The 13698-nt window shown below is 73.7% G+C and carries 15 protein-coding genes; 8 read left to right on the top strand and 7 right to left on the bottom strand.

All coding sequences use genetic code 11. The features are described 5' to 3' along the window. Positions 1 to 79: 79 nt before the first annotated feature. From ACQPYN_RS15745 to ACQPYN_RS15725, 5 genes are all read right to left on the bottom strand, one after another. On the bottom strand, positions 80 to 229 hold the full coding sequence (locus tag ACQPYN_RS15745) for a response regulator transcription factor (protein WP_433038450.1): 150 nt from the start codon (positions 227 to 229) through the stop codon (positions 80 to 82). After that, positions 172 to 909 carry a GAF domain-containing protein gene (locus ACQPYN_RS15740; RefSeq protein ID WP_433038447.1) on the bottom strand — a complete coding sequence of 246 codons (738 nt, stop codon included), beginning with the start codon at positions 907 to 909 and terminating at the stop codon, positions 172 to 174. The genes ACQPYN_RS15745 and ACQPYN_RS15740 overlap by 58 nt, the downstream gene beginning before the upstream one ends. A gap of 80 nt (positions 910 to 989) precedes the next feature. Beyond that, positions 990 to 3197 (bottom strand): excinuclease ABC subunit UvrB, encoded by a 2208-nt coding sequence (gene uvrB, locus ACQPYN_RS15735; RefSeq protein ID WP_328307783.1) that lies wholly within the window; start codon positions 3195 to 3197, stop codon positions 990 to 992. Positions 3198 to 3255: 58 nt separating this feature from the next. Next, positions 3256 to 3654, bottom strand: a complete 399-nt coding sequence (locus ACQPYN_RS15730) for a nuclear transport factor 2 family protein (RefSeq protein WP_433038445.1) — start codon at positions 3652 to 3654, stop codon at positions 3256 to 3258. After that, entirely contained in the window at positions 3651 to 4394 is a 744-nt protein-coding gene (locus tag ACQPYN_RS15725) for a TetR/AcrR family transcriptional regulator (RefSeq protein WP_433038442.1), read from the bottom strand. The genes ACQPYN_RS15730 and ACQPYN_RS15725 overlap by 4 nt, the downstream gene beginning before the upstream one ends. Positions 4395 to 4478: 84 nt before the next feature. On the opposite strand from ACQPYN_RS15725, the gene ACQPYN_RS15720 reads away from it, so the two are divergent. The 5 genes from ACQPYN_RS15720 (at position 4479) to ACQPYN_RS15700 (ending at position 8287) form a co-directional block, all read left to right on the top strand. Then, complete coding sequence (locus tag ACQPYN_RS15720) at positions 4479 to 4913, top strand: DUF6069 family protein (RefSeq protein ID WP_433038439.1); 435 nt, start codon at positions 4479 to 4481, stop codon at positions 4911 to 4913. A gap of 31 nt (positions 4914 to 4944) precedes the next feature. Beyond that, on the top strand, positions 4945 to 5370 hold the full coding sequence (locus ACQPYN_RS15715) for a VOC family protein (protein ID WP_433038437.1): 426 nt from the start codon (positions 4945 to 4947) through the stop codon (positions 5368 to 5370). An 88-nt stretch (positions 5371 to 5458) separates the two neighbouring features. Then, positions 5459 to 5965 (top strand): DUF402 domain-containing protein, encoded by a 507-nt coding sequence (locus ACQPYN_RS15710; RefSeq protein ID WP_433038435.1) that lies wholly within the window; start codon positions 5459 to 5461, stop codon positions 5963 to 5965. Between the two features lie 87 nt (positions 5966 to 6052). Further along, positions 6053 to 6580, top strand: a complete 528-nt coding sequence (locus tag ACQPYN_RS15705) for a DUF402 domain-containing protein (RefSeq protein WP_433038433.1) — start codon at positions 6053 to 6055, stop codon at positions 6578 to 6580. 18 nt (positions 6581 to 6598) lie between these two features. Beyond that, on the top strand, positions 6599 to 8287 hold the full coding sequence (locus ACQPYN_RS15700; protein WP_433038431.1) for a cation:proton antiporter: 1689 nt from the start codon (positions 6599 to 6601) through the stop codon (positions 8285 to 8287). A 6-nt stretch (positions 8288 to 8293) separates the two neighbouring features. Here the strand turns inward: ACQPYN_RS15700 and coaE are convergent, their stop codons facing one another. Beyond that, the gene (gene coaE, locus ACQPYN_RS15695) at positions 8294 to 9331 is read right to left on the bottom strand and encodes a dephospho-CoA kinase (protein ID WP_433038429.1); all 1038 of its coding nucleotides are present in this window, start codon (positions 9329 to 9331) and stop codon (positions 8294 to 8296) included. A gap of 136 nt (positions 9332 to 9467) precedes the next feature. On the opposite strand from coaE, the gene ACQPYN_RS15690 reads away from it, so the two are divergent. Further along, positions 9468 to 9680 carry a hypothetical protein gene (locus ACQPYN_RS15690; RefSeq protein WP_433038427.1) on the top strand — a complete coding sequence of 71 codons (213 nt, stop codon included), beginning with the start codon at positions 9468 to 9470 and terminating at the stop codon, positions 9678 to 9680. 232 nt (positions 9681 to 9912) lie between these two features. On the opposite strand, the gene rpsA is transcribed toward ACQPYN_RS15690, so the two are convergent. After that, positions 9913 to 11448: a 30S ribosomal protein S1 gene (gene rpsA, locus ACQPYN_RS15685; RefSeq protein WP_433038425.1), complete on the bottom strand. Its 1536-nt coding sequence runs from the start codon at positions 11446 to 11448 to the stop codon at positions 9913 to 9915. 373 nt (positions 11449 to 11821) lie between these two features. On the opposite strand from rpsA, the gene ACQPYN_RS15680 reads away from it, so the two are divergent. Both ACQPYN_RS15680 and ACQPYN_RS15675 read left to right on the top strand, forming a co-directional pair. Beyond that, positions 11822 to 12721: a class I SAM-dependent methyltransferase gene (locus tag ACQPYN_RS15680; RefSeq protein WP_433038423.1), complete on the top strand. Its 900-nt coding sequence runs from the start codon at positions 11822 to 11824 to the stop codon at positions 12719 to 12721. A gap of 139 nt (positions 12722 to 12860) precedes the next feature. After that, a complete protein-coding gene (locus ACQPYN_RS15675) occupies positions 12861 to 13691 on the top strand; it encodes an N-acetyltransferase family protein (protein ID WP_433038421.1) in 831 nt (276 codons plus the stop codon). The last annotated feature ends 7 nt before the right edge of the window (positions 13692 to 13698 follow it).

The raw sequence follows: 13698 nt of genomic DNA, 5'->3' as shown, positions 1-13698 counted from the left end.
CTCGTCGTCCGACCGGGTCCGACGCGGCGGACGTTAGGGGGAGCGTCCTGCCCCCACTACCCACGAACGAGGGGGCGCCTCAGGGCAGCAGGCCGCCCGCGCGGGCGCGGTGGACGGCCTCGCCCCGCGTCCGGCTGCCCAGCTTGGCCATCGCGGACTTGAGGTAGGACTTCACCGTCTCGACGGTGAGCCCGAGGCGCGCCCCGACCTCGCCGTTCGCATGGCCCACCGCCACGAGGGCGAGGACGTCGAGCTCCCGGGCCGAGAGGTGCACCGCCGGCGGGGACGCCGCCCCGGGCTGGTGCAGTCGCGCCGCGAGGACGTCGAGCCGTGACCGGGCGGCCGGGTCGGTGGTGCTCGCCCGCGCCGCACGCAGGACGGCGTGCAGCTCGCGGGCCTCCTCGCGCGAGAGCAGGACGTCGCACGCGTCGGGACCGGGGCGGCCTGGGATCTCGACGGCCCGGGCCGGACGGCGGCCCGCACCGTCGCGGCCATCCGGGCGAGGAACCGCTCGCCGAACTCGACCGGGCGCCGCATCGCGCCGTACACGGCGCCGTGCAGGGTGCCGTCGACCCGGACCGGCAGCGCGAAGACCGCGCGCAGGCCCTCGGCCGACACGGCCTGGTCGAACTGGTGGGTGATGCCCGGGGCGCGGGCGTAGTCGGCGACGGCGAGCGGCCGCTCGACCGCCAGGACCTTGCCGCCGAGCCCCTGCCCGACCGCGGTGACCAGGCCGTCCATGCTCCCGGCCCGCGCGCCGCTCATGTGCCCGAGGCAGAAGGTGCCGTCCCGGGCGTCCAGCGACGCGGCGAACGCCATGTCGAGGGCCTCGACCTCCGCGAGCGCCCGCACGGCGCTCGCGAGGGGCGGGCTCGCCGCGGGACCGGGCTCGGCGGGGACAGCAGCCACACCCACCTCCCCGAGCCCGGACCGGGCACAGCGATGCTAGGTCATCGGTGTGGTCCGGGTCACGGTACGGGCGGCGGCGCTCAGCTCACCCCGGCCGCGTCCATCCCCCGCATCTCCTTCTTGAGGTCGGCGATCTCGTCGCGCAGGCGTCCGGCCAGCTCGAACTGCAGGTCGCGCGCTGCCGCCATCATCTGGTCGGTGAGCTGCTGGATGAGGTCGGCCAGCTCCGCGCGCGCCATGCCCTCGGTGCTGCGGTGCTCGACGATGCCCGAGCTGCCGCGGCCGCCGGCCTCGCCCGCCGCACGCCGGCCGCGGGAGCTGTTGCGGGCCGAGCCGCCGACCTCCACCGACTCCTCGGTGTCCTCGGCCTCGCGGTAGACGCGGTCGAGGATGTCGGCGATGTTCTTGCGCAGCGGCTGGGGGTCGACACCCCGCTCGGTGTTGTAGGCGACCTGCTTCTCGCGACGCCGGTTGGTCTCGTCGATCGCGTAGCGCATGGAGTCGGTGATCTTGTCCGCGTACATGTGTACCTGGCCCGACACGTTGCGGGCCGCGCGGCCGATCGTCTGGATCAGCGAGCGCTCGCTGCGCAGGAAGCCCTCCTTGTCGGCGTCGAGGATGGCCACCAGCGACACCTCCGGGAGGTCGAGCCCCTCGCGCAGCAGGTTGATGCCGACCAGGACGTCGTACTCCCCCGAGCGCAGCTGGCGCAGCAGCTCCACGCGCCGCAGGGTGTCGACCTCGGAGTGCAGGTAGCGGACCTTGATGCCGAGCTCGAGCAGGTAGTCGGTGAGGTCCTCGGCCATCTTCTTGGTCAGCGTGGTGACCAGGACGCGCTCGTCCTTCTCGACGCGCGTGCGGATCTCGCCGACGAGGTCGTCGATCTGGCCCTTGGTCGGCTTGACCACCACCTCGGGGTCGATCAGACCGGTGGGGCGGATGACCTGCTCGACGAACTCGCCGCCGGCCATCCGCATCTCGTAGTCGCCCGGCGTCGCCGACAGGTAGACCGTCTGCCCGATGCGGTCGGCGAACTCCTCCCAGGTCAGCGGCCGGTTGTCGGTGGCCGACGGGAGCCGGAAGCCGTACTCGACGAGGTTGCGTTTGCGGGACATGTCGCCCTCGTACATGCCGCCGATCTGCGGGACGGTCACGTGCGACTCGTCGATGACCAGCAGGAAGTCCTGCGGGAAGTAGTCGATCAGCGTGGCCGGCGCGGTGCCCGGACCACGGCCGTCGATGTGGCGCGAGTAGTTCTCGATGCCGGAGCAGAAGCCGACCTGGCGCATCATCTCGACGTCGTAGCTGGTGCGCATGCGCAGCCGCTGGGCCTCGAGCATCTTGCCCTGGCGCTCGAGCTCGGCCAGGCGCTCCTCCAGCTCGGCCTCGATGGCCTTGATGGCCTTCTCCATGCGCTCGGGCCCCGCGACGTAGTGGGTCGCCGGGAAGATGCGGACGTCGTCGACCTGCCGGACCACGTCGCCGGTGAGCGGGTTGAGGTAGTAGAGCGCCTCGATCTCGTCGCCGAAGAACTCGATGCGGACCGCGAGCTCCTCGTACGCCGGGATGATCTCCACGGTGTCGCCGCGGACCCGGAACGTGCCGCGGGCGAAGGCCATGTCGTTGCGCTGGTACTGCACGTCGACCAGGGCGCGCAGCAGGGTGTCGCGGTCGAGCTCCTCCCCCACGGCCAGCTGCACCGAGCGGTCGAGGTACGACTGCGGCGTGCCGAGGCCGTAGATGCAGGACACCGAGGCGACCACGACGACGTCGCGGCGGCTCAGGAGGTTGGACGTGGCCGAGTGGCGCAGCCGCTCGACGTCCTCGTTGATCGAGGAGTCCTTCTCGATGTAGGTGTCCGTCTGCGCGATGTACGCCTCGGGCTGGTAGTAGTCGTAGTACGAGACGAAGTACTCGACCGCGTTGTTGGGCAGCAGCTCGCGCAGCTCGTTGGCCAGCTGGGCGGCCAGCGTCTTGTTGGGCGCCATCACGAGCGTCGGGCGCTGCACCCGCTCGATGAGCCAGGCCGCGGTGGCCGACTTGCCGGTGCCGGTGGCGCCGAGCAGCACGATGTCGTGCTCCCCGCCCTTCACCCGCTTCTCGAGGTCCTCGATGGCCGCGGGCTGGTCGCCCGCCGGGGAGTACGGGCTGACGACCTCGAACGGCACACCGGTGCGCTCGATCTCGCCCACCGGGCGGTGCTCGGAGTGCGCGAGCGCCTCGTCGGGCAGCCCCTCGGGGTTCTCCCCCTCACGGGCCGAGCCGGGAACCTCTGTCGCGAACGCCATGGGATCGAGGTTAACCGCGCCCCCCGACAGCGGGGGGCGCGACCGTGTCGGCCGGGGGTCAGGGGCCGTCGCCGCCGCTCGCCACCCGCTGCCACGAGCTCCGCAGGGGCGCGGTGTCGTAGCAGATGGTGAGCCGCGCGATGAGGTCACGCTCGTCGGTGAGCGTCACCAGGTCGACGACGTCGAAGGGCGCGGGCGTGCCGTCGCCGAGCACCCAGGCGTAGTGGAAGGCGAGCGCGACCTCCCGGTCGTCCCGGGGATCGACGTAGATGCGCCGCAGCTCGGTGCTCGACGCCGACGAGTCCGCGAACAGCCCGGGGTAGAAGCGCTCGGCCGGCAGCGTCCCGTAGAGCGGGGACGCCACCTCGCCGCCCGGGGCGAAGCACGCGAGGACCTCGTCGACCGAGCCGGCGTCGAGCGCGGCCAGGTAGCGGTGCAGGACCTCCGGCGTCGTCACCGGCGCTCCTCGCGCCGCCGGGCGGCCGCCGCGAACCCGTCGAGGAGGCACCTGAGGCCGAAGTCCCAGCGCGACCCCACCGGACGGCCGGGGTCGGTCATCACCGCGGTGAGGGCGGGATAGCGGTCGGCGTGGGCGGCGACGAGGTCGCGCATCGTGCTCCCGCCCGCGGGGTCGGCGGTCCACGGCCGGGTGCCGGCCGAGGCGGTCGCGAGGGTGGTGCGCAGGTGCCCGAACAGCATCGACACCGCGTCCATCCGCTCGTCGGGCGCCAGCCCGAGCGGCTCGACGACGCGCACGGCGGCCTCGACCCAGCCGACCTCGCGGGGCCCCATCACCCGCTCGCCGACGGTGACCCACGGCAGCCAGGGGTGCCTCGTCCAGACGTCCGACACCAGGCGGGCGAACTCCTCGGCCTGCTCGCGCCACGTCCCGGCCAGCGCCTCCGGCCCCGGCGGCTCCTCGACGGCGGCGTCGATCATGATCGCCTCGAGCTCGTCCTTGTTGGCGACGTAGCGGTAGAGCGCCATCTTGGTCAGCCCCACCTCGGCGGCCACCCGCTGCATCGAGAGCCCGGCCAGTCCGTCGCGGTCCGCCACCTCGACGGCGGCCCACGCGATCTCGTCGAGCGACAGACCGCGACGCGGGCCCCGCGTCGGCTCGTCCGGGCTCCGCCAGAGGAGAGGGCCCTTCGGCCCCTGCGCCGACGCCGGGTCGTCCGTCCCGGTCGTGCTGCTCATCCGACCCGTCCCTTGCCTCGGCGGTCTTACTGTGTCTAGCGTACACAGTATCCACGGGACACAGTTTCTCCGACGGAGGTCGCCATGACGCTCACCGCCCCGACCCCGACCACCGACACCACGGCCTCCCGTGGCCGCGCTGCCGTCCGGCGCCGCCGGCGGGCGCTCGGGATCGTCCTCGCCGTCGTGGTGACGCTCGCGGTGTGGCTGCTGGGCCACCTCGCGGGCGCCGACTACTGGATCACCGACAGCCAGGGCACCGTCCGCATCGACGGCGTGGTCACCGCCCAGGTCACCGTGGTGCTCGGGCTGGTCGGCTGGGGCGTGCTCGCCCTGCTCGAGCGCCTGAGCCGCCACGGCACCACCGTCTGGACCGTGCTCGCCGTGGTCGTCGTGGCCGCCTCGATGATCCCGGTGGCGCTGGTCGAGGCGACCACGGCGACGCGCGTCGCCCTCGTCGCGGTCCACCTCGCCGTCGGCGCCGTCCTCGTGCCCGCCTTCGTGCGCGCCCGCTCCTGATCCGACACCCCCGACACCCCGGAGGACCACCGTGCGCTCGATCTTCGTCAACCTGCCCGTCGCCGACGTCGCCACCAGCCGCGCGTTCTTCGCCGCCCTCGGCTTCGGTTTCAACGACCAGTTCAGCGACTCGAGGACCGCCTGCCTCGTCATCGAGCAGAACATCTTCGCGATGCTCATGACCCCGGAGCGCTTCGGCGACTTCGTCAACGGCGAGATCGCCGACGCGCAGAAGACCACCGAGGTGCTGGTGGCCCTCTCCGCCGACAGCCGCGAGGAGGTCGACCGGCTCCGGGCCGCGGCCCTGGCCCACGGCGGCGGGGAGTGGAAGCCGAACCAGGACCACGGCTTCATGTACGGGTGCTCGTTCACCGACCGGGACGGCCACGTCTGGGAGGCCGTGTGGATGGACCCGGCCGTCGCCTCCGGCGAGGCGGCACCCACGCACACCTCTTGACTCACCCCGACCCGGCACCCGTCCGCCTCGTGGGGGCGGGTGCCGAGACGTCGTCGGGGACCGCCCTGGTGACCTAGGGTCGCCGCTCGTGGGCCTGCACCCTCCGAAGATCGAGACGTTCGACGTCGCCGCCGGCACGAACACCGACCCCAAGGGCTTCGTGCGTGCCGTCGAGGTCTATCGCGAGGAGCCGTTCGGGCTCTACGTCAGCCGTCCGATGGTCGACCACCCGACGCTGACCCACCTGCGATCGTGGCTGCTGCCCGGTCTCGGCGTCCGGGTCACCGACTTCAGCTGGCGGCCCGGCCACGAGCGCCTCCAGGACCACTACCTCGACATCGTCGACATCACCCGCGACGGGACGACCTGGTGGACCGAGGACCACTACATCGACCTCGTCGTGCACACCGCGGAGCGCACCGAGGTGCTCGACCTCGACGAGTTCGCCGAGGCCGTCGCGGCCGGCGTCCTCGACGCAGAGCGGGCCGAGCGGGCCCTGGGGACGAGCCACCGCACGCTCGCCGGCCTGGCGGGTCACGGCCACGACCTGGACCGTTGGCTCGCGGGTCACGAGGTTGCCCTGACGTGGGAGTGATCCGCGTCACCCCGTGAATGACACGTCTGACATTCGGGTAGGGCCCGCCTCGGTGACCCTCCATCGAGTGTCCTAGGGTCCTGCTCCGTGAGCCCCGTCGTCTCCCGCCAGCTGGTCGAGGTCGTCGACATCCGTAGCGCGACCCGCACCCTCCCCCTCGCCCCGGACGAGGTCCTCGAACAGGCCCTCGACCGATGGCAGGTCACCGAAGGTGGCCTGCGCACCACGGTCCTGAGCCCCGAGGACCCCTTCGTGCTGGCCGAGACCTGCTGGTACGTGCCCGAGCACGGCCTGCGCCTGCGGCGACGCCGGCCGCGGGACACCGACGCGGCCGATGTGACCACCGAGATCGGCGCCGTGCGCATCGACGTCGACGACGCGCGGTGGCGCTGCACCGACCTCCTGCTCGGCCTGGAGATCCTGGACGGGCGCCCGGCCCGGGTGGCGCACCACGCCGACTTCGCCGCCGCCGTCGCGGGCGGGGTCCTCTCGGCCACCGACGCCGACGAGGCGATGAGCACGGTGCACCGGGTGCTCGGCGAGCTCGGCGAGGCCCGCCACGACCTCGACGCGTGGACGGGGTCGCTGGGGATCGGGTCGCTGACCCGCTACTGATCGCGAGAGGCTCCGGGTATGGGCCCTCTCGTCGTGGTCGTCCTGGGTTTGCTGGCGATCGCGGCGGTCCGGCTGCTGGCCGACCGGATCGGCGTCGCCGCACCGCTGCTGCTGGTGCTCCTCGGCGTCGGCGTCGCCCTCCTGCCCAGCGTGCCGGTGGTGGAGATCGAGCCGGAGTGGATCCTCGCCGGCATCCTCCCGCCGCTGCTCTTCTCCTCGGCGGTGGCGATGCCCGCCATGGAGTTCCGGCGCGCGTTCGGCGCCGTCAGCGGCCTGTCGGTGCTGCTCGTGGTCCTCTCCGCCGGCGCGATCGGGCTGCTGCTCACCGTCCTCGTGCCCGACCTGGGCCTCGCCGGCGGCATCGCCCTCGGCGCGATCCTCAGCCCGACCGACGCCACCGCCACGGCGATCGTGCGCCGCACCGGGGTCACCTCGCGGGTGGTCACCGTGCTCGAGGGCGAGGGCCTGCTCAACGACGCGACGGCCCTGGTGCTCCTGCGCGCCGCGATCGCCGCCGGCGCGGCCTCGGTGTCGATCGGCGGGGTGCTCGGGGAGTTCGCGCTCGCCGTGGTCGTCGCCGTGGTCCTGGGCCTGGTGGTCGGCCGCCTCGGCCTGATGGCGCGGCGACGGGTGGCCGACCCCACCGTCAACACCGTCCTCTCGTTCGCGACGCCCTTCGTGGCCTCCCTGCCCGCCGAGGCGCTCGGGGCGTCCGGGCTCGTCGCGGCGGTGGCGGCCGGGCTCGTCACCGGCCACGGCGCGATCCGCCATCTCTCCCCGCAGCACCGCCTGTCGGACAAGGAGAACTGGCGGACCGTCGAGCTCGTCCTCGAGGGGACGATCTTCCTGCTGATGGGGCTGCAGCTCGCCGGCGTGCTGGAGGAGCTCCACCGCGACGGCGGCTCGGTCGGCCCCGGTCTCGGGATCGCGGCCGCGGCGTTGGTGGCGACGGTCGCGGTGCGCTCGGGCTACGTGTCCGTCCTGGTCGTCTGGCTGCGTTCGAGCGCCCGCCGCGGGGCCGAGAGACTCCCGACGCTGAGCAACATGAGCGCGCAGCTCGAGGCGGGCGAGCAGGTGACGATCCGGGGCCGCGCGGTCTCGCTCACCAGCCCGAGACGTCTCGCGGCGTTCCGCCACCGGCTGCGGCTCCAGATCGCCGACATCGACTACTTCCGCGCCGCCCCGCTCGGGGCACGCGAGGGCACGGTGATCGTGTGGGCGGGCATGCGGGGTGCGGTGACCCTCGCCGCCGCCCAGACCCTGCCCGCGGACTTCCCCGAGCGCTCGCTGCTGGTCTTCGTGGCGTTCCTCGTGGCGACGGGGTCGCTGCTGCTGCAGGGCGGCACGCTGGCGATGCTCGTGCGGTGGGTGGCGCCCGCGCCGGCCGAGGTCCCGACGGCACAGGAGCAGGCGGTGCTGGCCGAGCGGCTGACGGACGCCGACATCGAGGTGCTCGACCGCTACGCCGAGGATCCCGACGTCGCGGCCTTCCGGGCGCGCCTGGCCGACCGGGACGGGCGCCCGGACCCGGCGCTCTCGTCCGACAGACGCGTCCGCGTCCGCCTGGAGATGATCGAGGCACAGCGCGCCGCGCTGCTCGACGCCCGCGACGAGGGCCGGTTCGCCTCGGCCGCGCTGACCACGGCGCTGGAGAACCTCGACGCGGAGCAGATCAGCCTGGAGCTGCGCAGGCGCCCCGCCGGGTGAGTCTCCTCAGGGCAGCGCGACCTCGGTCCGCACGGCGTCGGGGTCGGTGCGCACGCGCTCCGGATCCTTGCGCGCGGCGTCGCGCGCCTTGACGATCCCGCGCGCCTGCTTGGCCTGACGCCGGTCCTTCGCGTCGAGCACGAGGATGCGCGCCGGGCAGCCGGGGTCGGCCGAGCCGTGCCGACCCGCGTCGACGACGGGGAACCCGGACACCGCGAGCGCCTCGGCGAGCTCGATCCCGGGACGGTCGGCCTCCACGAGGAGGTCGACGACAGCCGGCGCCGGCAGGCCGGGCACGGCACCCGGGCCGACGTGCTCGACGCGGCGCACGGTCTCGCCGCCGGCCACGGCGACGCGGGCGGCCAGCCGCCGGCCGACGGCGGCGCGGTCCTCGGCCGGCGTCACGACGTCGGTCGGCACCTCGACGGCGCGCCGGCGCTCGACGTTCCCGGCGAACGGGACGAGCCGGGAGTGCCACAGGCGCTCGACCTGCTCGCGCAGCGCGCCCGCGGCCCCCGCGTTCTCGAGCCACACGTCGGCGGCGGCCCGGCGGGCGTCGTCGTCGGCCTGCGCGGCCATCCGGGCCCGGGCGTCCTCGACGGTCATGCCGCGCGCCTCGGTGAGGCGGGTGACCCGGACGTCCACTGGAGCGTCGACGACGAGCACCAGCGCGAACGCCGCGCCCATGCCGTTCTCGACCAGCAGGGGGACGTCGTGCACGACGACGGCGTCCTCGTCGGCCTCGGAGACCAGCTCGGCGGTCCGCCCGCCGATCAGCGGGTGCAGGATCCCGTTCAACTTCTGCCTCTTGGCGTCGTCCGCGAAGACGATCTGCCCGAGCGCCGGCCGGTCGAGGGCCCCGTCCGCGTCGAGCACCTCCTCCCCGAACGCGGCGACGACCTCGGCGAGCCCGTCGGTGCCGGGTTCGACCACCTCACGGGCGATCGCGTCGGCGTCGATCACCACCGCGCCCAGTTCGGTCAGCGTCGCCGCGACCGTCGACTTGCCCGCTCCGATCCCACCGGTGAGTCCCAGCCTCAGCACCCCCGCAGTCTGCCCGAGCGGGGGTGGGCGTCACTCGACCCGGGGTCGAGACCGATCGGCGAGTCACTCGTGTCCCAGTCGTCACACCGCTACGGTGGCACCTCACCAGCACCACACTTTTCGGGGAGTCGCCGCCGTGTTCCGTTCGCGCCGCACTGCGGGCCGTCATCGCCTCGGCGACCCCGGACTGGTCTCGTGCCGGGCCATCCCCCAGATCGCGGCCGCCCTCGCGGTGCCCGAGATCGCCCGCCGCGGCCTGGTCGAGCGCCTGCTCGCCGGCTCCCGGCACCTGCGCCCGGCCTTCGAGCGCTCCGCAGCGCGCCCGGCGCCCCGCGCCGCCGTCGCCTGACGCAGCGAGGGCGCCCTTCGCTGCGCCCCACGCAGCCGGGGCGTCCCTCGCTCCCCCACGTCCGTGCGCCTCGCGCGCCGCGAACGGGGACTTTGCGCGCGTAGAAGCAGCGAACGGCGCGTTCGCTGCACCCTCTCGAGGCGTTCGCTGTACCGCACGCCGAGCCCGGGAACGACGACGGGCCCCCACCCCGCGAGGGGTGAGGGCCCGAGGTCGAGCAGTGCCGGAGGTATCAGCCGCCGGAGAGCTTCTCGCGGAGTGCCGCGAGCTGCGCGTCGCTGGCGAGCGCGCCGCCGCCGCTCTGGGACGGCGGGCCCTGGCCCGGGTCCGACTCGTCGTTGTCGCGAGCGGCGGGGGCCTCGTCGTCCCCACCCTCGGACGACGGACCGCCCGAGGAGTAGTTGGCCGGCGCCGCCTCGGCGGCCTCGGCCTCCTGCTCCTGCGTGCGCTGGAGCTGCGCGATGTGCTGCTCGTAGCGGGCGTACGCCGCGGCGTACTGGCGCTCCCACTCCTCGCGCTGGGTGTCGTAGCCCTCGCGCCAGTCGCCCGAGTCGGGGTCGAAGCCCTCGGGGTAGATGTAGTTGCCGGCGTCGTCGTACTCGGCCGCCATGCCGTAGAGCGCCGGGTCGAACTCGGTCTCCGTGGTCATCCCCTCGTTCGCCTGCTTCAGCGACAGGGAGATGCGGCGACGGTCGAGGTCGATGTCGATGACCTTGACCATGACGTCGTTGCCGACCTGCACGACCTGCTCCGGCACCTCGACGTGGCGCTCGGCCAGCTCGGAGATGTGGACCAGGCCCTCGATGCCCTCGTCGACGCGGACGAACGCACCGAACGGCACGAGCTTCGTGACCTTGCCGGGCACGATCTGGCCGATCTGGTGGGTCCGGGCGAACTGGCGCCAGGGGTCCTCCTGCGTCGCCTTGAGCGACAGCGAGACCCGCTCGCGGTCCAGGTCGACGTCGAGGACCTCGACCTTGACCTCCTGGCCCACCTCGACGACCTCGGAGGGGTGGTCGATGTGCTTCCAGGAGAGCTCGGAGACGTGGACCAGACCGTCGACGCCGCCGAGGTCGACGAACGCACCGAAGTTGACGATCGAGGAGACCTGGCCGGACCGGATCTGGCCCTTGGCGAGCTGGTTGAGGAACTCGCTGCGCACCGCCGACTGGGTCTGCTCCAGCCACGCACGGCGGGAGAGGACGACGTTGTTGCGGTTCTTGTCCAGCTCGATGATCTTGGCCTCGATCTCCTTGCCCACGTAGGGCTGGAGATCGCGGACGCGGCGCATCTCGACCAGCGAGGCGGGGAGGAAGCCGCGGAGGCCGATGTCGAGGATGAGTCCACCCTTGACGACCTCGATGACGGTGCCCTTGACCGGCTCGTCGTTGTCCTTGAGCTGCTCGATCGTGCCCCAGGCGCGCTCGTACTGCGCGCGCTTCTTGGACAGGATCAGCCGACCCTCCTTGTCCTCCTTCTGGAGGACGAGGGCTTCGACCTCGTCGCCGACGGCGACGACCTCGTTGGGGTCGACATCGTGCTTGATGGACAGCTCGCGCGAGGGGATGACCCCCTCGGTCTTGTAGCCGATGTCGAGCAGGACCTCGTCCCGGTCGACCTTGACGATGGTTCCTTCGACGATGTCGCCATCGTTGAAGTACTTGATCGTCTCGTCGATGGCGGCGAGGAAGTCCTCTTCCGACCCGATGTCGTTGATCGCAACCTGGGGGCTGGTCGACTGCGGGGCGGTGTGGGTGTCGATGGACATACGGTGGACGGCTCCGGGAACATGGTCAGATCGAGTGGGCAAGGGCTCCACGGGAGTGGGTCGTCTCTGCGACGCGTGCACCGGTGAACCTCGAGCAGGACCGGAGACGAGGACCGCCGCCCACCGCTGCCACAGAGGGCACGCGGAACAGGGCGAGACCACTGACGTGGACCTTCATCGTAACCACGCCCGGCAGTGCCCGGCAATCGGGGCACCTCTCGTTCGCGCCCGGCGTGTCGCAGGGCACCGCCACGGCGTGTCGCGCTCCTCGAGGAGCGTCGCCGGGGGGCACGGCCCGCGCATCCGGGCGTGTCAGGATGCCCCGGTGGCGCCCCCTCCTTCCTCCGCGCGCGCGGAGGGGCATGCGCAGGGGGTGCCCGCGGCGGGGTCCTCGGTAGAGGGGGTCTCGGCAGAGGCGGGCTCGACAGAGGGGGTCTCGGCGGAGGAACTCCTCGGCGCCGCCGGCGTCGCCCGCCGCTCGGTCGGGCCCGCGGAGTCCAGCGCGGCCAGCCGCGCCTGGTGGGACGCCGACGCCGACGACTACCAGGACGAGCACGGCGCGTTCCTCGGCGACGACGACTTCGTCTGGTGCCCCGAGCGCCTGCGGGAGGAGGACGCCCGGCTGCTCGGTGGCCCGGACGCGCTGCGCGGCGCCCGGGTGCTCGAGGTCGGCTGCGGGGCGGCGTCGTGCTCGCGGTGGCTCGCCGGCCGCGGCGCCCGGGTCGTCGGCCTCGACCTCTCGGCCGGGATGCTCGCCCACGCGCGGGCCGCCGACCGGCGCACCGGGGCCGTCGTGCCCCTGGTCCAGGCCGACGCCGGGGCCCTCCCCTTCCGGGACGGTTCCCTCGACGCCGCGTTCTCCGCGTTCGGCGCCCTCCCGTTCGTGGCCGATGCCGCCGCGGTGGTGCGGGAGGTGGCCCGCGTGCTGCGGCCCGGGGCGCCCTGGGTGTTCGCGGTGAACCACCCGATGCGCTGGATGTTCCCCGACGACCCCGGCCCGGACGGGCTGACGGTGTCGCAGTCGTACTTCGACCGCACGCCCTACGCCGAGGTCGACGACGCCGACCGCGTCGTCTACGTCGAGCACCACCGCACGCTGGGCGACCGCGTGGCCGACGTCGTGGGCGCAGGCCTCGTCCTCGAGCGCCTCGTCGAACCCGAGTGGCCCGAGGACCTCGACGAGGTGTGGGGCCAGTGGTCGCCGCTGCGCGGGGCCCTCTTCCCCGGCACCGCGATCTTCTGCTGCCGCCGGCCCGGGAGCGCGGTCGCGTGATCGGCCGGTCGCGGACCACGCCGTCGGGCCGGGCGCCCGAGGTGGTGCTCGACGACCTCCTGCGCGAGCAGCACTCCCGGTTCGCCGACCTCGACCCCGCGCTCCCGCCCGCGGTGCTCCCCCGCCCGGCGACGTCATCGTGGTGGCGGGCGACGGCGGCGAGGCGGCCGGCGTCCTCACCCACCACAGCTGGCCCGCGGGCAGCGCTCCCCTGCTGTGGTCGGCGGCCGAGGTGACCGAGCTCCACCCCGTCCTGGGCTCCGCGGGCCTGCGCGGCGTGGAGGGCCTGGTCGCCGAGTGGCGCGCCCGCATCCCCGCCCGCGTGCGGCACGCGTCGGACTCGGCGGCCGTGGTCACCTGGCCCAGCCGGGACGTCGTCGCGTCGCGCGCGTTCCTCGACCACGGCCTCGTGCCCCTGGCGGTGCTCGCCGTGCGCCGCCCCGGCCCGCCGCCGCCCCCGCCGTCCCCGGACCCGCACCTGCGGGTCCGGCGCGCCCGCGAGGACGACCTCGACGGGTGCGTCGAGCTGGCCATGCACGAGATCGCGTACTCGAGCCTCGTCGGCGGCAGCGTCATGCGCCCCGAGGCCGAGGCGGTGAAGCGGACCGCGCTGCGCGAGCGCTGGGGGCGCGACGAACCGATCTGGGTCGCCGAGCGCGACGGACGCATGATCGGGCTGCTCGAGTGCGGCCTCGCCGACGCCTCGCCGGGCAGCTGGCTCGCGGGCCTGCTGCCCGTCGGACGCTGGGGCTACGTCAACTGCGCGTCGGTGCTGCCGGGTCGCCGCGGGCAGGGGGTCGGGCACGCGCTGGTCGCCGCCGCCCTGCCCGGGCTCGAGCCGCCCGGGTCCCGGGGGACCTACCTCTACTACAACCCGCCCAACCCGGTGTCCTCGGTGTTCTGGCCGCGCCTCGGCTACCGGCCGCTGTGGACGCTCTGGGAGGTCCGGCCCGCGACCGCGTTGCGGTGATCCTCGG

Origin of the sequence: Actinomycetospora sp. CA-053990, from assembly GCF_050948445.1 — a bacterium.
GTDB lineage: Bacteria > Actinomycetota > Actinomycetes > Mycobacteriales > Pseudonocardiaceae > Actinomycetospora > Actinomycetospora callitridis.
This window is presented reverse-complemented; position numbering and strand designations above follow the sequence as displayed.

Coding starts and splice junctions, on each gene's coding strand:
- uvrB (WP_328307783.1), bottom strand. CDS start 3,197: ATGGCGTTCGCGACAGAGGTTCCCGGCTCGGCCCGTGAGGGGGAGAAC.
- ACQPYN_RS15725 (WP_433038442.1), bottom strand. CDS start 4,394: ATGAGCAGCACGACCGGGACGGACGACCCGGCGTCGGCGCAGGGGCCG.
- ACQPYN_RS15720 (WP_433038439.1), top strand. CDS start 4,479: ATGACGCTCACCGCCCCGACCCCGACCACCGACACCACGGCCTCCCGT.
- ACQPYN_RS15700 (WP_433038431.1), top strand. CDS start 6,599: ATGGGCCCTCTCGTCGTGGTCGTCCTGGGTTTGCTGGCGATCGCGGCG.
- rpsA (WP_433038425.1), bottom strand. CDS start 11,448: ATGTCCATCGACACCCACACCGCCCCGCAGTCGACCAGCCCCCAGGTT.